Origin of the sequence: Pseudomonas sp. 2,4-D, from assembly GCF_030418155.1 — a bacterium.
GTDB lineage: Bacteria > Pseudomonadota > Gammaproteobacteria > Pseudomonadales > Pseudomonadaceae > Aquipseudomonas > Aquipseudomonas alloputida.
In genome coordinates this window covers 241,324-257,883 of record NZ_JAUHUI010000003.1, presented here as the reverse complement: position 1 = coordinate 257,883, position 16,560 = coordinate 241,324, and the positions used below count along the sequence as shown (strand labels likewise).

Genomic DNA, 16,560 nt, shown 5'->3' with positions numbered 1-16,560 from the left:
CCAGTCGATTACAGCGAGAACGACCGCATCCTCAACAGCGAGCTGCGTGAGCGCGCCCTGGCGGTGTAAGCCCTGACAGGCCGACGCCGTCCTTTTGCCGGCGCGGCCTGGTGCTGCGAAGAGGCCCGTATAGCTGACAGTTATGTGTCGGCTTTACGGGCCTTTTCGTAATACAAGACTGCTGCTGTTTCCCATTCACCCCAGCTCAAGCAGACCTTGCAGGCTGGCCAGAATGGAATTGGCATCATATGGCTTGCGGGTGACGGGTACATGCTGCAAGTGCTCGGGAATGCTGATGCCGTCGCCATAGCCGGTGGCAAAGAGGAACGGGACCTGCCGGCGAACCAGCTCATCCGCTACGGAAATGGATGTTCCGGTGCCCAGGTTGACATCCAGTATTGCCGCATCCGGCTTGTGGCTGCCAAGCAGTTGCATGGCTTCGTCCTCGGAGCTGGCGGTGATCACGTCCTTGATTTGTGCATCGTTGAGAATTTGCTCCAGGCCGACTGCAATCACCAGTTGATCCTCGAGTATCAGTACACACAAGCCCGAGCGCGCTGCAAACGCACCGTTTGCACGGGCCAGAGGCGTGGCCGGGAGAGCGGTTTCTGCCGCTTCGGCTACGGAAAGGTGCTTGGCCGGGATTCTGAAAAAGCCTTGCAGGCCTTCGGGGTGATATTCCACTGCGCTGGTGCCACCCAGGTCGAACGGGATGCTGCGGTCGATCAGCACCGTGCCGAAGCCGCTGCGGCTGGGTGGGCGTACCGTTGGCCCATCACTTTCCCGCCAACTGATGGCACAAGCGTTGGTGGCGTCGATTGCCCAGCTCACCGAAAGCTTGCCGCCGGCCCGCGATAACGCACCGTACTTGGCCGCGTTGGTGGCCAGCTCGTGCAGCACCAGGGCCATGACCGAGTAAGCGCGCGCATCGAGGATGACGTTCGGGCCCAGCAACTCGATCATGCCGGCAGCCGTGCGATAGGGGGAAAGCTCGGCCTCCAGCAGTTTCGCCAGGCGCCCGCCACCGTCACCGCGCACCACTTGGTCATGGGCCAGCGACAAGGCCTGGATACGCCCTTTGAGCGTTGCCACATAGTCCTGCAGGGTCTGGCTTTCCGGGGTCGGATGGGCAACCAGTGCACCAATCAGCGACAGGATGTTCTTGACCCTGTGGTTGAGCTCTTCGTTGAGCATGCGCTGGCGCACCTCAGCTTTGGCGCGTTCACTGGCGAGCAGCTCGCTGTTGTGCAGCACCACCTCGACGATAGCGGTACGGATGGCATCGCCAAACTGGCGGTCCTGCTCGGTCCAGGGTAGCGACTGCTGGTGAACGGTTTCTTTCCAGATGGCGAAGCTTTTGCGTGGCGTCAGGCGGTCGCCCAACGCGCCGCTGTCATAGGTCTTGTTCGGGTCACCGGCCCAGTCGAGTGTCTCGACCACCTCCTTGCGGAAGAAGATCAAGTAATCCCTGGGGTGTTGCGACATCGGGACAATCAGCACACCCGACACATCATTAAAATACGCCTGGGCCGACGGGAGCACTGTCGACAGGCGATTGGACGCCCAGATTCGGCCTTCGCTGACCATGTCTGCCAGACGCAGCAGATCAGGCACGGCCGTTTGGGGCGGCGCCAGCCCTGCGCACGACCAGCGGCCTAGCAGCGACATGCCGATGCCGTCGCAGGGAATCAGCGACATCAACCGGGGCAGGCGTGCGTGGAAGAACCCATCAATGTCCGCCGCCTGGTTGGCGTCGCGCAGCAGGCTGTCCAGCGCTTTGTGGATGCGTACGGCGGCTTCGAGTTTTTGCCGGCTACGCAGGGTCTCGATATGCAGGGAGAAGAACTCACCGAACATCTCGGCGGCCACACGTTGCCCCATGGCCAGCGTGCGCGGTGCGTAGTGATGGCAGGCAATCATTCCCCACAGCTCGCCGTTGACGATGATGGAAATCGACATCGAGGCGCCCACGCCCATGTTGCACAGGTATTCGCAATGGATCGGCGAGACGCTGCGCAGGTGCGCGTAGGACAGGTCGAGCGGTTCGCCCGATGGGTCGAGCACCGGGTTGATGGCGACCGTATTGAATTGGGCGTCGGAGATTACCCGGATCGGGTTGCGAAGGTAGAGCGCGCGGGCCTGCTGGGGGATATCGGAGGCAGGGAAGTACTGGCCCAAGAAGCTTTCGAGGTCGCCACGCTTGGACTCGGCAACCACCTTGCCGGCACCGTCGGCTCCCAGCTGGTAGATCATCACCCGGTCGTAACCGAGCACCGCCCGGACAAAACGGGCGGCGTCGCGGAACAGCTTGCTGGTCTGGTCGATTTCGCGCAGTTGGGCAATCAGCGTGCGCGCCAGTTCAATCGGTTCGGCGATGCTCGCCCCGGCGGGTTCGAATTCGAGGATTGCCGTGCCTTTGTACAAGTGGGCGGCGATGTCGACGGCCTCGCCGTTGGGCAGCGTCACGCCGAAACTGAGCGCGGGACGCGAGGCGTCCCGGGTACGGGCAAGTGCGTTGCGAAGCGTATGCGTTACCTCGTCACCCAGCACCGCGTGCAGTTTCTGACCATTGATATCGCTTGCTACACCCAGCATCTGTGGGGCGTTGACCGAATGGCGCAGCACCACGGTCGCCGAGGCATCACAGGCCAGCAGGCAGCCATGGGGCTGGATGCTCCCGGGAATCTGGATGGGCTCCCGGTCGCAGTTGGTCAGGTTAACGTGGGGGTTGTAGGTCATTGGCCCGTGCCTGTGGGTAAGGGGAGGCGGGCAGCAGGTCCGCCATCGTCCGTCAGCCTAGCAGGCATTGAACGCCTTGGGGATGGCGGGTCGGGCAATGCCGGTCCATTCCCAAGGCAATGCTTTGGTTACCGCATTGGAGTACGGATGTGCTCCCGTCGAGAATCGCTTGAAGGCAGCTGCGATCAATGGTCTTATCCCGCGCTTGAGCCAACTGGTATTGCAAGATGAACCGCCCGCTGTTTATTTCCTTCGATGGGCCCAAGGGTACCGGCAAGACCACGCTGCTGGAGGCCGTCACTCAAGCGTTACGGCTGGACGGGATAAAGGTGATCCGCCTTTGCGAAAGAAAGAATGATCCTCACCGGGGCGAGACCATGGCCCTGGTCAACCATCTTTCCAGAAGCCCTTGCCAGGACCTTGAGTTCAAGGTTTGCGAGCGCTTCGCTGAAAGCCGAGCCTGGATTTCCCGACATGTACTGCCCAGGCAGCCCGCTGACAGCATCATCCTGATTGATCGCTGGTACCCCTCTGACGCTGCGTTTCGCCGTACAGTGCCGTTTGACAAGATCCTGCGCCTGAACCTCGAACGAAACGTGCAAGTGCCCGATTTGCATGTCGGCGTTGTCACGAAGCCTGAAACTTCATGGGCGAGGGCCGCGGCGCGCACGCGTGGGCTGGGCAGTACGGTGATCCATAACCTGGACGAACAGGTTGCCTGTACCGAGGCGTTCGAGCGTGCGGTTGCAGAGCAAGGCTGGGTGCTGTGCCGCAATGAAGGGACCGTCGACGAGGCAACGCGGCAGGTCGTTCGCGAGATTCAGGGCGTGCTTCGACACCTGTGAGGCTAGGGTGAGTATGGCCTATCTACTGCCTCTGCAGGCATCAGGCGCCTTGGCGGTCGATATCACGGCGCAGGACTACCGACGTGGTAATGTCATCCACTGATTCGTGACGTGCCACGTTGTCGCGTACCTGGTTGAGGTCGTCGATCGTTCGGGTCTCCACTTCAACCACCAGGTCGAGCTGACCGCTCACCGACGAAACCCGCCGTACGCGCGCGTCCGTTGCCAACTGGTCGAGCAGCTTCATGGCAGGCGTGCGATGCAACGTCACCAGCAAGATCGCGCGTATCACGTTGGCGTCTATTTCGCCGATGTCAGCGCGATAACCGCGAATGACCCCGCTGCGTTCAAGGTTGGCGACACGCTCGGTGGTGGCACTTCGGGAAAGGCCTATGCGGCCGGCTAACGCCTTGAGCGCAATGCGCGCGTCCTTCGAAAGTACCTCAAGAATCTCACGATCTTTAGCGTCCAGGTCACGCATTGCAGCCCCTTGATAAGCTTGCCGTCATTATGCCGGTCGGAACCGGCATAATGCCTGTTGCGCCCGACCGTATGCAGGGTGTCCGTTTCGGCGGCGCATGACAAGCTATTGAAAAACAATCAGCGCGCTCGGAACCTGATGATATGACAGACCTTTCCCACCCGGCACCTCGGTTTTTGGCTAGCGATGCAGAGAGCCTTGCAAAAGATTTCTTCGATGTCACCGGCACTGCAACGCCCCTGGATGGGGAGCGTGATCGCAATTACCGCCTGGAGACTGGCGTAGATGCAGGCTGGATACTGAAAATCGTCAATGCCAGCGAGCCCAGGGTAGAAAGCGAGTTTCAAACCGCGCTACTCGATCACCTGGCTGTGCATGGCGCGCATTTGGGCGTACCACACCTGCGGGCCAGCGTGACGGGCGACTACCTGCCGTCTGTGGCCAGCAGCACCGGTGAAAAGCACGCTTTGCGCCTGGTTAGCTGGCTGGCCGGCACGCCACTTGCCAAGGCCAGACGCTCCCTGGCGTTGATGAGAAACTTCGGCCAGGCACTCGGTGAACTTGACCGTGCCCTGCAGGGCTTCATGCACCCGGGCGCAGTCCGCGACCTGGACTGGGACTTACGCCATGCTGCGCGCTCACGTTCGCGGCTGCACTGCATAAAGGACCCTGATCGCCGGGCTGTTGCCGAACGCTTCATCGCCCGGTTCGAACAGACTGTACAGCCTAAGCTGGCTTCCCTTCGGGCCCAGGTGATCCACAACGATGCCAACGACTGGAACATCCTGGTCGATGCCGAAACGGCCGGTAACGTGACTGGCTTCATCGATTTTGGCGATGCCGTGCACACCGTTCTGATTGCCGAGGTCGCGATCGCCAGCGCGTACGCCATTCTCGACATGGACGATCCGATTGGCGCTGCTGCTGCGCTGGTGGCCGGCTTCCATGAGAAGTACCCGTTGCAAGCGCAAGAGCTTGATGTGCTGTTCAACCTGATAGCCATGCGCTTGGTTATCAGCGTGACGTTCTCCGCTTCCCGGCAGGATCAGACAGACGACAACCCCTACCTGGCGATCAGTGAAGCGCCTGCCTGGCGTCTACTGGAACAGCTCGATTCGATCAACCCACGGTTGGCCACCGGCATTTTGCGCAAGGCCTGTGGTTTCGATGCCATCGAAGGTGCGGGGGAAGTCCGCCGCTGGATTGCCGACAACCACAAGTCGTTTGCCGACCTGGTGCGCCCGTCAGCCGCCATTCTCGACAAGGTTATCGCGCCGTTTGGCGATGCCAGACATGAGATGACCATTGCCTCGGCCCAGCAGCGCCCGGCAGATGCGACGCGGTGGTGGAATGAATTCTCTGCCACGCACAAGGCCCCGCTGGGCATCGGGCCATGGGGCGAGGTACGTGCCGTCTATACCGACAGCGCCTTTGAGTCTCGCTTTATCAAGGGGCAGCACCGGACCCTGCATGTGGGGGTAGATTTGCTGATGCCAGCGGGTACGCCGTTGTACGCACCGATTGCCGGCACCGTCAGAAGCGTCGAGGTTGAGCCAGGCCCGCTGGGTTATGGCGGCCTGGTGATGCTCGAGCATACCCCGCCCGGTTGCCCGCCATTTCTGACGCTGTGGGGGCACATGGCCCACGAGGCGCTCAGCCGTTTGAAGGCCGGTGACAAGCTTGAAGCCGGCGACCTGGTCGGTTACATGGGCGGCGATCACGAGAACGGCGGCTGGATTCCCCACCTGCATCTGCAGGTGGTCACCGATACCCAGTTGCGCACGTGCGAGGTCATTGGCGTGGGTGAGCCAGCGTACCGCGAAGCGTGGGCCGACCTGTTCCCCGATGCCTCGGCCCTGGCCGGTATCCCGCCAGAGACCTACAGCCAGCAGGGCATGCCCAAGGCCCAGATCATTGCCAGGCGCAAGGAACTGCTGCTACCCAACCTGTCCATTTCGTACACCGATCCGATCAAGTTCGTGCGCGGTGATGGCGTATGGCTGATCGACAACTTCGGGCGGGCTTACCTGGACTGTTTCAACAACGTGTGCCACTTGGGCCATAGTCATCCCGACGTGGTCGAAGCCTTGACCCGCCAGGCTGCGCTGCTCAACACCAATACCCGCTACCTGCACGACAACATTGTCGAGTACGCCGAGCGCCTGACCGGCACTTTGCCCGAGGGCCTTTGCGTAGCATCCTTTGGCTGCTCGGGGAGTGAGGCCAACAGCCTGATGCTGCGTATGGCGCGCAACTTCACAGGCAGTGATCAGGCGATCGTGCTGGACTGGGCCTACCACGGCACTACTCAGGAACTGATCAATCTGAGCCCTTACAAGTACAAGCGCAAGGCGGGCAAGGGCAGGGCGGCGCATGTTTACGAGGCCGTGGTCCCGGACAGCTACTACGCCCCCGAGCAATGGCCCGTGGAAGCGCACGGCAAGCGCTTTGCCGAGTCGGTGGCAGAGCAGTTGGATGCCATGCGCAAGGCAGGCAAGCGCCCGGGGTTTTTCATTGCCGAGTCGATCCCGAGCGTGGCGGGGCAGGTGTTTTTGCCCGAACACTACCTCGAGGAGGTGTACGCCATGGTGCGAGCCGAAGGTGGGCTGTGCCTGGCCGATGAGGTTCAGGTCGGGTTTGGCCGGGTCGGCAGCCACTGGTGGGCATTCGAGACCCAGGGCGTGGTCCCGGATGCCGTCAGCATGGGCAAACCCATTGGTAACGGCCACCCGATGTCGGCGGTAGTGACCACGCGCGAGGTTGCCGATGCTTTCAACAACGGCATGGAGTATTTCAATACCTTCGCCGGTAACCCGGTGTCCTGCGCGGTAGGCCTGGCGGTACTCAATGCAATCGAGCGCGACCAGTTGAAAGAAAACGCCTTGAGTGTCGGCCATTACCTGCTCGAGGGCTTGCGCGAGCTTCAGCAGCAATTCGATGTGATTGGCGATGTGCGCGGGTTGGGCCTGTTCCTCGGCATCGTCCTGGTCACTGACTGCAAGTCAAAGGCGCCAGCCACGGCCCTTGCCAGAAAAGTGGCTGATGGTGCCCGGGAGCGCGGCGTGTTGATCGGCACCGAAGGCCCGCATGACAACGTGCTGAAAATGCGGCCTTCGATGATTTTCAGCCGGTCCAATGCGGACTTCCTTCTCGAGGTGCTGAAAGACAGCTTCATCGCGGCGCTGAAATAGCGTTTCAGCGCGGGCAGGGCGTGCGCATGTGCACGCCCTGCGGCGCACCTATCTGACGAACCGGGCAGGTGCCAGCATCAAGCACCTCTGATGCTCAGGCCTTCGCGAGCCTGGCCATGCAGGCCGGAGGCCTCTGGCAATGCCGTGACCTTGATCGCGCGCACCGGCACGGCGAACTTGGCGCCGATTTGCGAGAACCGCTCCAGCAGCCTGAAGTTGATCGCCTGCTGAATGTCCATGTAAAGGTTGTAGCCTGGGTCCTGGACGATGTAGACACACTCGAACTCCAGTGCCTCTTTGCCGAAGCCGCGCAGGTGAGCGCGATCGAAACGCGCCTGTTCCTGGGCCTTGATGGCGTCTTCGACGATGGCTGGCGCTTTCTTAACGGCCTCGGTGGGCGTGTCGTAGGAGAGCCCGAACTCGAACACAATGCGACGTTCTTGCAGGCGCTTGTAATTCTGGATGGTGCTGCTGATCATGCTGGCATTGGCCATGACGATCTGTTCGCCGCCGAGGCTGCGGATGCGTGTGGTTTTGAGGCCGACGTGCTCAACGGTGCCCGCCAGGGGCCCGATGACGATGAAGTCACCGATCTCGAACGGCTTGTCCACGGCGATCGACAACGAAGCGAACAGGTCGCCAAGGATATTCTGCACAGCCAGCGCCACCGCGATGCCGCCCACGCCAAGGCTGGCGACGAAAGCGGTGATGTTCACCCCCAGGTTCGACAGCATCGCCAGCACTACGACTGACCACAGCAGGACCCGCGCGCCCCAGGCCGAAAGGGTTGCCAGTGCACTGCCCTGGTTCAGGCCGTCGGTACGGTGGCGGGCGAAGTAACGGCTCAGGCCCATGCCTATGGCGCGGTTGGCCCACAGGCCAATCTGCAAGGCAGCGACCACGAACCACAGGCTGCTGACCCTGCTCAGCCAGCGCTCGGGCAGGTCGAGCATGCTCAGGCCTACCAGTAATGAGGCTAGCAACAACAGAACGTTACTGGTGCCGGAAAGCACCTTGGCCATTATCTGGCTCAATGGGCCCTCGTGTTCGGACCAGCGCCGTACCCGGCGCGTCAGGAAACTGATGGTGGCACGGGCGACCAGGAAGATCACGATGGCGACTGTCAGCGCCACCAGCAGATTGAGAATGGAGATGCCGAAAACGGTGGTTTCGGTGAAAAACGCGATGATGCGGTCGTTCATGAGTACCTCGCCTCTGGGTTGATTTGCCAAGGTGCTTTCTTGGGACGTCAAAGAGGCGCAACAGGTCGATCGGATTTCACCACGCTGGGCTGACTGAGTCAGTCCCGGTAGACTTTCTTCAATAACCGCAACAGTTTGTTCAGCATTGGCACGACTTGCGGGGTTCGATTGCCAACGCACGCTTGCCGCAACGGCTGCAGGCCCATGCCAACCTGCACCTGTTCGACGATGCCGTGCGCACGCTGCGCCCAGCCCCGGGTGACGCCGTGGCCCAGGACCCTGCATAGCCATTCTTTGGATGGACTAGTGCTGCTTGCGCAATGCCTCCTGCTCCGGTTCGGCGACCGTGACCCGGTTACGGCCCGATACCTTGGAAAGGTACATGGCGCTGTCTGCACTGCTGAGCAAGGCGCCGAGCTCAGTGGCAGGGGCCTTGGCGAACGCTAAACCTATGCTTGCGGTGACCGGGTGTTGCTCATTCACACACAGTTTGGCTATCCGGGCCCGCAGGCGCTCGGCAACCTCAATCGCCGTGTCTGGCGGCGTATTGGGCAGCAGGATGGCGAACTCCTCGCCGCCCAGCCTGCCGGCAATGTCGTTGTCACGCAGGCTGGTACTGATCGCTGCACCGATGCGCTGCAGCACTTGGTCGCCTGCGGCATGCCCGAACGTGTCGTTGATCTGTTTGAAATGGTCGACGTCCAGCATCAACACGGCCATGAATGTACCCGTATCCCGGCACCGGACGTGCTGCGCCGAAGCGTTGTCGAAAAAAGCACGTCGGTTGTTCAGGCCGGTCAGTTCGTCCGTGCACGAGGCCACCATGGCCAGCCGATGCGCGCGTTGCATTTCGTGTTTCAGGCGCCAGGCCGTCGTCAATGCCGAGGACAGGCTTTGCGTCGCGCTGACCACGAACCAGGCGAACACCAGCACCGCCAAGGCTATCCCTTGTTGCAGCGTGGAAGGTTGCAGCAGTAGCCAGCCCGTAGAAGGCAGCAAGACCAGGCCCATCGACACCAGGGTCATGTTGCGGTAGGAGGAGTAGCATGACACCGCGCTGACAGACATGCCGACGGCAAACAGCATGATCAGCGTCTGCCCCAGCGCGTCGTCTGCGGGCATTACGGCAAAGGCGCCCCAACCCCAGATAGCCGCCGACAGCATCAGCGTGACCCAGTAACGCCATTCCCAGCGTTCGGCCGTGCGCTGGTTGGCGGGTGCTCGCAGATAGGCGAAGAACATGGCGCTACGCACGCCGGTCGACAGGCCCAATACCGTCATCCAGACCATGACCCTTTGCTGGTCGAAACGCTCCCAGCCTAACCAGCACAGCATTACGGCGGCCAGGAAGCTGCCAAGCACAGCGGGCGCTGACTGAACAAACAGCTGTTCGAGCCGATCCCTCCGTACGGAGTGCGCTATTTCATCGCGGGGATCAAGGTTTGTCATGGCTGGTGCCGCCACTCGTGACCGGTAGCGGATACCGGCACTTTGACGGCGCCCTGGAAAAGCCTCCTGGCGTTCACATGTGATGCCCTTCGCCATGTTTGATTGCTGGATTCAGAAAGCGTTGCGGTAGGTGGTGGCGGTGCAGAACTGGTTATCACCACGGCTACGGCACCTGCGACGTTTTCCGCATTTCATGTCGTTGCGCGGATCCCTTTCTTGACCGAAGGCTAGGTTCCCCCTCGCAAGCTCCGTGTCACGAACATAGCCTGTTTTCCGCCACTTCGAAAGCCAATTGATCGCGAGGGCCAACAAGCGGTCGAGCAAGCCAAGGCAGCTGAGGGCGTTGCCAGACCCACGGGCGCCAATAGGCGACGCGGCCATCGACCCAACCGGCTGGCGTGAACGTGACACCGGTTTCCCAGCCTACGTTGATCGATGGAGAAAGGTCTTCGTTGCGCGGTGGCACTTTGTAGGCGGCTGCGCCCGTACCCACCTGGAACGCTCTATCCCAGTTGGCATTAAAGCTGGTGACCTTCCAGGGTGAATAGACAACGCTGAGCTTGGGCTGTTTGATCAGGCCGTAGTCGTTGATGTCGTAATCCTGGCCGGTCATCTCGTTGGTGAAGTCACCGCCGATCCTGTCCACACGGTACGCCGGGACAATCTTCAGCGATTCATCAGTAGCGCCACTGCACAGCGACTTCCAGGCTGCGCGGTTCACCCAGGTAGTACTGGGTGTTGGTCTGGTGGATGAAGCGGGCATACACCTCGTCGGTGAGGTTGCGCAGCCGCGCGCTGACTTGCACGTGCTTGTCCAGGTCGTGGGTCATGGACAGTCCGTAGACGGTGTACGACGGTACCCATGCGGTATTGGCGGTGTTGGCGTACACCGATGAGACATAGCGGGCATCGGCCCCGACCTGCCAGCCGGGCGCCAGGTCGTAGGTCAACCAGAGGTTGGCCACGCGGTCGGGGATGTTGACCGGGTTTTTGCCCTTGCGCGAGTACACTACGCCGCCGATGGTCTCGTTGAATTCATCGTATTCGGCATTTACCCAACTGAAGTTGCCAGCCGCCAGCAGCTTGGGCGTGACCTTGAACGAGGCTGCCAGCTCGATGCCGGTGGAGGTCTGCTGGCCCGCCTGCTCGGTGGTGTTGGGCACGGTCGAGGAGGGCACGGAGATATCCTTGCGCACGATGCGATACGCCGCTGCCGTGGCCGAGCCGCGGCCGTCGAGGAAGTCAAACTTGCTGCCTATTTCGACCTGACGGCCGGTGCTCAGGTCGAAGTCGCCGACCTGGCTGATCGAGGCGCTGGTCAGGGTTCCGCCTGGTGGTTCGGCCGAGGTGCTGTATTGGGTGTACAGGCTAACGTTGGAGGTCAGGTCATAGACCAGGCCCAGGCGCCCGGTGATGGCGTCCCAGCGTCGGTCGAGCTTGGCTCGCGCCACATGGTCGACCACGTCGAAGTCGATATGGTCGTAGCGCAGCGCGGTGATCAATGACAGTTGATCGGTCAGGCGGGTACGGTTCTCGACGAAGGCCGAGGTGGTGTCGGTGGTGGTGGTTCTGCCCTTGGTCATGGGCGCGTCCATGCCGGGGATATCGAGGAAGTGCCCGGGTTCGAAGCCGTTCGGGTCAACCGTGTCGAACGCCCCCTTGGATAGTGGGTAGTTGGTTTGCTGGTTGGTGCTGTAGTCCATGCCGAACGCCCAGTCGCTGGCCAGGCCGAACAACTGGCCCTGGTGGGTCAGCTCGAGCTTGTTGCCGTTGACCTCCTGGTCGTGCCGCTGGCGATAGCCGCCCGAGCGAGCGGTGGCGCTGTTATCGGCGTTGTAGCGATACACCTCAAGATTGCGGTAATCGCGCTGGCCGTTGTAGTGGTAGAAGGTATTACGCAGTTGGGTGTTGTCGTCGAAGCGGTAGTCGGTGATCGAGCGCAGCCACCGGGTGCGCTGTTCGTAGCGACCGTCTTCGACGTTGTAGTTGTTGAAACGGTTGTGCTTGTCGATGTGCAGAGTGCCGACCAGAGGCTGCAATACCGGTGAGCCCCAGTAGGGGCTGTCCTCTTGCTCTTCCAGGTACTCGATGGCCAGCGTGTGCGAGAGCTGGTCGTTGATGTCGCTAAGCAGCGAGAAGGCCAGGTTGCCGGCCCCATTCTCCTGGCGATCGATATAGCCGTTGGTGCTGGTGCGGCTGTAGTCGAGGCGGGCATAGTGGCGTGGGCCGTCGCCCGTGTTCAGCGCCTTGTTGAAGGCGACCGACGTTTCCATGGTGTCGTAGCGTGCATAACTGACGCGCCCTTCGAAGGTGTCTTCGTCACGGCTTGCCAGCCGGGTGATGAAATTGAGGCTGCCACCGACAGCGCCGCTGCCGTTGAGGAAGGAGGATGGCCCGCCGAGCAATTCGACGCGGTCGTAGATCCAGGCGCCCACCGGGCGCGCCGCGCCGCCATACTGCAAATTGATGCCATTGAACAACTGGCTGATCTGGGCACCGTTGAACCCTCGGTACGACACATATCCCCCCCAGCCGGGCGGAGCCGAGGCGTTAACCCCGGGCAGTGCATTGGCGGCGTCCTGGAAGTTACGTGCGCCAATGCGCTCCATGGTCTTGCGGTCGGCAACGCTGACGGAAGCGGGGTTCTCCCTGGCGCTCAGGTTCAGCCGCGAGCCGCTTTCGATGGGGCGATCAAGGTCAAGGCGGGTTGCCTCCGTGGGTTGATTGGCTGCGGCCGTGACATTGCTGGCCGGCAGGGTCAGGGTGTCATCCTGCGCCCAGGCACAGGTTGCGCTGCCAACGAGCAGCGCCAAAGTGGTCATGCGGAACATGCAAGGCTTCCTGGCTGAAATCGGTGAGCACACGCCCGCTGCCGATCAGGCGGCACGGGGACATGGCGATGTCAGAACGCGAGAAGCGAAGCGGGAGAGGCGCGGGGATTGACCAGTGGCCAGCGCTGCTTGGGCAGGCGTGGCGGAGGTTGGTTGGGTAAGGGGCTGCCCTGCTCGCCGGTGAGCAGGGTCAGCAGGCCGAAAAAGACGGCCAGCAGTGTGGCGCTGAACAGGCTGGCGATCACGCAGTCACCGCCGGCAGGCAGGCTCGGATCGCTGAAGTCTTGCTCACCTTGGACCATGCCGCTGCTGTCGGCCGTGCACCAGGCGGCATCATCCATGCCAGCCAGGCGCAACCCGGCCATTTGCCCATGGCCCATGGCGCACAGCAACGAGCCGAACAGAATGCTGAAATACAGCACCCAGGCGACCTGTGATCGTGTGTGGTGGGCCAGCTTCATTGCAGGACTCGGCGTGACAACTGAATGATCAGGTTTAGAGGTTGGCGAGGGATTCTACATCTTCTGGTGCATCTGAACAGGGGGGATTTTTCAAGCACGAATATTCAATCGGGTAGTGCCGGGGGAGGGCCATCGCAGCAATGTCGGCTTCATGTACAGGCGCACCGAGACTCAGTGCTCACCGATGAGTTCGGCAGCAAGAGCGCGGAGTTCGTAAAGCACAAGTCCCCTGCTCGCGTGTACAAACAATCGCGCGGCATGCCGGCTGCAGCCGGGTTGAAATGCGCAGGGGTAACGAGAGATGGGTGACACCCTCGGAGATGTAGGCCGCCACTCCTGTTGTTGCCAGTATGGGCGTGGTGAGATCCGGCCCCGAGTCAGTTCAAGCATGATGGCTGAGGCAGTCAACGCAGAGCGCGAGTGATCTATGGGAAGCTGCAGTTATTCATAAGCTGTTCCTTCAAAACCTCCACCGCTTTAGGCCTTCTGGGGTTGGACTTGTAAAGCAGGACTACCTGGCGCATGTAGCGGTCAGCGTCCGACACTGGCGTTGCCTGTACGTCGTCAGTTTTCAATCCCGCCCATAGCGGGACGACGGAGGCCCCCATACCTTTTGCGACCATGATGTAGATTGCATCTAGCGCATCCAGATTGCAGAGGACATCGGGTTGCAGGTTATTGTCATTCAAGTATTGCTGTGCAATCTGCCCACCCCAGGCGTTTGAGTCATATCGAATCAGGTTTCGACCAAGAATCGTCGATCGGATGTCGCGCTTGTCAATCGGGTCTTTGGTCAAAAGCATCAGGGGTTCTTCTCGAAGCACCTGTACACGAATGGTTTTGGGGACGGTGAAGGGCGGACATACCATGATTCCCGCATCGAGCTCTCCGCAGGCTACTTGTTCGTAAAGACTGCGCGAGTCCCCTGGCGTGATGCGTAGCCTCAGTTGCGGGGCAATACTTGATAGCTGATTCATGGCCTCCGGCAATAGGCCTGTCAACGCTGTAGAAATTGCGCCGATCTTGAGGTACCCGGACAGGCTACTGGTGTCCAGATCCTCTTTCAGCTCTGCTGCCCCCTGGATCAGATCTCGAATTTTCGGCAACAACGACAGGCATTTCTCGGTAGGTTCGACAGCGTGTGCGCTTCGGTTCAGGAGTTCGCACGCCAACGATTTCTCGAGTGCTTGTATACGCTGGCTGACTGCAGGTGCTGTCAGGTTTTCCCGTCGAGCCGCCGCTGCAATCGAGCCAGTCTCTATCACCGCCATCAGGCTTTCGAGAAATCGAGTGTCCAAAACATTTCCTTTCGCTGAGAGATGGAAAAATGCGCTTTAGCACTTGCGCGAGGCTACGCTAACCTCCCCGAAAGTTCTATCAGAAACCAAAGAGGGTAGTTATGAAATCGTTATTTCATGTTTCATACCATGTTACAGATCTCGAAGCATCTCGTAACTTCTACGGTAACATTCTCGGCTGCAAAGAAGGCCGCACAAGTGAAACTTATGTGGATTACGATTTCTTCGGTCACCAGATTTCGCTTCACAAAGGTGTTCCTTTTCCAACGACCCGCACCGGCAAAGTCGGCGACCATGAAGTGTTGATGCCGCATATCGGCTTGGTGCTGCATCTGGATGACTGGTTCGCGATGGCAGACCGCCTGGCGCTTCATGGTGTGCAGTTCGACATACCGCCGGTTGTACGATTCCCTGGCCAACCGGGGGAGCAGCGAACGATGTTTTTCCTGGACCCCAGTGGCAACCCGATCGAAATCAAAGGGTTCAAGGACTTCGAAGGTGTATTTGCCACCTGATTGGCATGAACGTTTGGGACGCGCCTCCCGCTTTGTCTGCGTGAGATAAGAGGCGTGTATCGGTGAGTGGCCACTCAATAAAAATAACAGGCTCCAACGATGTGTTTGGCATTTTTGCCGGCCAATGTACAGTCCAAATTATAATAACTGGAGGACGTATGGCAAAGACTAGTCTGGTGACTAGAATTATTGCAGGTCTTGTGCTCGGGGTTGTAGTGGGGGCACTTCTCAATTTCTTTCCCGAGTATAAAGCCTGGATAATCAGCAGCCTTTTACAACCCGTCGGCGACATTTTCATCAAGATGATGAAGATGATTGTCGTACCCCTCGTATTCGCGTGCATGGTCGGCGCGATCGCAGGCAATGGTGATAGCAAGGCGATAGGGCGGGTCGGGGTGAAAGCCTTGTTCTACTTCTTTGTCGTGACCAGCATCGCAATTGTGTGTGGCCTGCTGGTTGGCAATCTTGCGCAGCCAGGCGTAGGTGCCAACTTGACGACCCTGGCAAACACCCAAACGCTCTCGCTTCCGTCTACCTCGGAGAACACAGGGTTTGGTCAAGTCATCCTCAACATCATCCCGGACAATATCGTCGGTGCAATGGCGCAAGGAAAGCTGCTGCCTGTCCTGTTCTTCTCGGTCATGTTCGGCTTTGGGCTAAGTGCTCTGGACAAAGAGAAGAAAATGCCGTTGATCGCGGTAGTCAATGCCATTTCCGCGACGATGTTCAAGGTGACGCATATCGTGATGCACTACTCGCCCATCGGGATCTTTGGCCTGATCGGCGTGACGGTAGCCAACTTCGGGCTTTCCGCGTTGCTGCCTCTGGCAAAACTGATTGCCGTCACCTACGTCGCGGTCATTCTGTTCGGCGTGGTCGTGCTGGGCGGCATCGCGAAGGTTGCAGGGATCAACATCTTCGACCTGATCAAGGCGATCAAGGATGAGTTGATCCTGGCGTTCAGTACCGCCGCCTCGGCGACTGTCATGCCCCAACTGATTGAGAAGGTCGAGGCCTACGGTGCGCCGCGTTCGATTGCGACGTTGGTTATCCCTACGGGATATTCCTTCAATCTGGATGGCGCATCGCTGTTCGTGGGCATCGGCACGCTGTTCATCGCGCAGCTCTATGAAATTCCCCTGAGCTTGGCTGACCAGGCGATGCTGATCATCATCATGGTGCTGACCTCCAAGGGCGCAGCCGGCGTCCCGGGTGCCATGTTCGTCATCTTGACCGCTACGCTGACCAGTGCAGGTCTGCCGGTGGAAGGTATTGCGTTCATCGCCGGAGTCTATCGCTTGATGGACATGCCGATCACGGCGCTGAATGTCTTGGGCAACGCACTGGCGCCTCTGGTTGTGGCGAAGTGGGAGAACCAATACCGGATGCCTGCTGCTCCGGTTGTAGTTCCCGAGGAGCGCCCGCAAGTGTTGACCTGTTCACTTGGCGCTGGGGGCTCGGCAAAAACGACCTAGTGTGTCATCGACATGATCGCCCTGCATGTAATGCAAGTGCCCATCATGCAGGTAATCGACTTGCAGGCACTCA

12 protein-coding genes and 1 pseudogene are annotated in these 16,560 nt (G+C 60.2%); 5 read left to right on the top strand and 8 right to left on the bottom strand.

The genetic code is table 11. From position 1 onward, the window contains the following. Positions 1-195: 195 nt before the first annotated feature. On the bottom strand, positions 196-2,739 hold the full coding sequence (locus QYE47_RS05010; RefSeq protein ID WP_014590871.1) for an HWE histidine kinase domain-containing protein: 2,544 nt from the start codon (positions 2,737-2,739) through the stop codon (positions 196-198). 227 nt (positions 2,740-2,966) lie between these two features. Here QYE47_RS05010 and QYE47_RS05005 point away from each other — a divergent pair, with 227 nt between their 5' ends. After that, positions 2,967-3,584 carry a dTMP kinase gene (locus QYE47_RS05005; protein ID WP_014590872.1) on the top strand — a complete coding sequence of 206 codons (618 nt, stop codon included), beginning with the start codon at positions 2,967-2,969 and terminating at the stop codon, positions 3,582-3,584. 40 nt (positions 3,585-3,624) lie between these two features. Here the strand turns inward: QYE47_RS05005 and QYE47_RS05000 are convergent, their stop codons facing one another. After that, entirely contained in the window at positions 3,625-4,065 is a 441-nt protein-coding gene (locus QYE47_RS05000) for an Lrp/AsnC family transcriptional regulator (protein WP_014590873.1), read from the bottom strand. A gap of 143 nt (positions 4,066-4,208) precedes the next feature. Between QYE47_RS05000 and QYE47_RS04995 the strand changes: the two genes are divergently transcribed. Next, entirely contained in the window at positions 4,209-7,256 is a 3,048-nt protein-coding gene (locus tag QYE47_RS04995) for an aminotransferase class III-fold pyridoxal phosphate-dependent enzyme (RefSeq protein ID WP_041166961.1), read from the top strand. Between the two features lie 77 nt (positions 7,257-7,333). Here the strand turns inward: QYE47_RS04995 and QYE47_RS04990 are convergent, their stop codons facing one another. Beyond that, complete coding sequence (locus QYE47_RS04990) at positions 7,334-8,458, bottom strand: mechanosensitive ion channel family protein (protein WP_014590875.1); 1,125 nt, start codon at positions 8,456-8,458, stop codon at positions 7,334-7,336. A gap of 155 nt (positions 8,459-8,613) precedes the next feature. On the opposite strand from QYE47_RS04990, the gene QYE47_RS04985 reads away from it, so the two are divergent. Further along, positions 8,614-8,745: a hypothetical protein gene (locus QYE47_RS04985; RefSeq protein WP_256559582.1), complete on the top strand. Its 132-nt coding sequence runs from the start codon at positions 8,614-8,616 to the stop codon at positions 8,743-8,745. A 16-nt stretch (positions 8,746-8,761) separates the two neighbouring features. Here QYE47_RS04985 and QYE47_RS04980 read toward each other — a convergent pair whose 3' ends face one another. The 5 genes and pseudogenes from QYE47_RS04980 to QYE47_RS04960 form a co-directional block, all read right to left on the bottom strand. Then, positions 8,762-9,820 (bottom strand): diguanylate cyclase, encoded by a 1,059-nt coding sequence (locus tag QYE47_RS04980; protein ID WP_041166962.1) that lies wholly within the window; start codon positions 9,818-9,820, stop codon positions 8,762-8,764. A 451-nt stretch (positions 9,821-10,271) separates the two neighbouring features. Then, positions 10,272-10,583 (bottom strand): annotated as a pseudogene (locus QYE47_RS04975) (TonB-dependent receptor); the annotation flags it as partial. A 1-nt stretch (position 10,584) separates the two neighbouring features. Further along, complete coding sequence (locus QYE47_RS04970) at positions 10,585-12,738, bottom strand: TonB-dependent siderophore receptor (protein WP_014590878.1); 2,154 nt, start codon at positions 12,736-12,738, stop codon at positions 10,585-10,587. A 71-nt stretch (positions 12,739-12,809) separates the two neighbouring features. Continuing rightward, the gene (locus QYE47_RS04965) at positions 12,810-13,199 is read right to left on the bottom strand and encodes a DUF2946 family protein (protein ID WP_070383942.1); all 390 of its coding nucleotides are present in this window, start codon (positions 13,197-13,199) and stop codon (positions 12,810-12,812) included. Positions 13,200-13,624: 425 nt separating this feature from the next. After that, a complete protein-coding gene (locus tag QYE47_RS04960; RefSeq protein WP_014590880.1) occupies positions 13,625-14,497 on the bottom strand; it encodes a LysR family transcriptional regulator in 873 nt (290 codons plus the stop codon). Positions 14,498-14,598: 101 nt separating this feature from the next. Here QYE47_RS04960 and QYE47_RS04955 point away from each other — a divergent pair, with 101 nt between their 5' ends. Next, complete coding sequence (locus QYE47_RS04955) at positions 14,599-15,012, top strand: VOC family protein (protein ID WP_010954206.1); 414 nt, start codon at positions 14,599-14,601, stop codon at positions 15,010-15,012. Positions 15,013-15,170: 158 nt separating this feature from the next. Then, entirely contained in the window at positions 15,171-16,487 is a 1,317-nt protein-coding gene (locus QYE47_RS04950; protein ID WP_041166963.1) for a cation:dicarboxylase symporter family transporter, read from the top strand. Positions 16,488-16,560 lie beyond the last annotated feature (73 nt).

Coding starts and splice junctions, on each gene's coding strand:
- QYE47_RS04955 (WP_010954206.1), top strand. CDS start 14,599: ATGAAATCGTTATTTCATGTTTCATACCATGTTACAGATCTCGAAGCA.
- QYE47_RS04995 (WP_041166961.1), top strand. CDS start 4,209: ATGACAGACCTTTCCCACCCGGCACCTCGGTTTTTGGCTAGCGATGCA.
- QYE47_RS05000 (WP_014590873.1), bottom strand. CDS start 4,065: ATGCGTGACCTGGACGCTAAAGATCGTGAGATTCTTGAGGTACTTTCG.
- QYE47_RS05010 (WP_014590871.1), bottom strand. CDS start 2,739: ATGACCTACAACCCCCACGTTAACCTGACCAACTGCGACCGGGAGCCC.
- QYE47_RS05005 (WP_014590872.1), top strand. CDS start 2,967: ATGAACCGCCCGCTGTTTATTTCCTTCGATGGGCCCAAGGGTACCGGC.
- QYE47_RS04970 (WP_014590878.1), bottom strand. CDS start 12,738: ATGTTCCGCATGACCACTTTGGCGCTGCTCGTTGGCAGCGCAACCTGT.
- QYE47_RS04950 (WP_041166963.1), top strand. CDS start 15,171: ATGGCAAAGACTAGTCTGGTGACTAGAATTATTGCAGGTCTTGTGCTC.
- QYE47_RS04990 (WP_014590875.1), bottom strand. CDS start 8,458: ATGAACGACCGCATCATCGCGTTTTTCACCGAAACCACCGTTTTCGGC.
- QYE47_RS04965 (WP_070383942.1), bottom strand. CDS start 13,199: ATGAAGCTGGCCCACCACACACGATCACAGGTCGCCTGGGTGCTGTAT.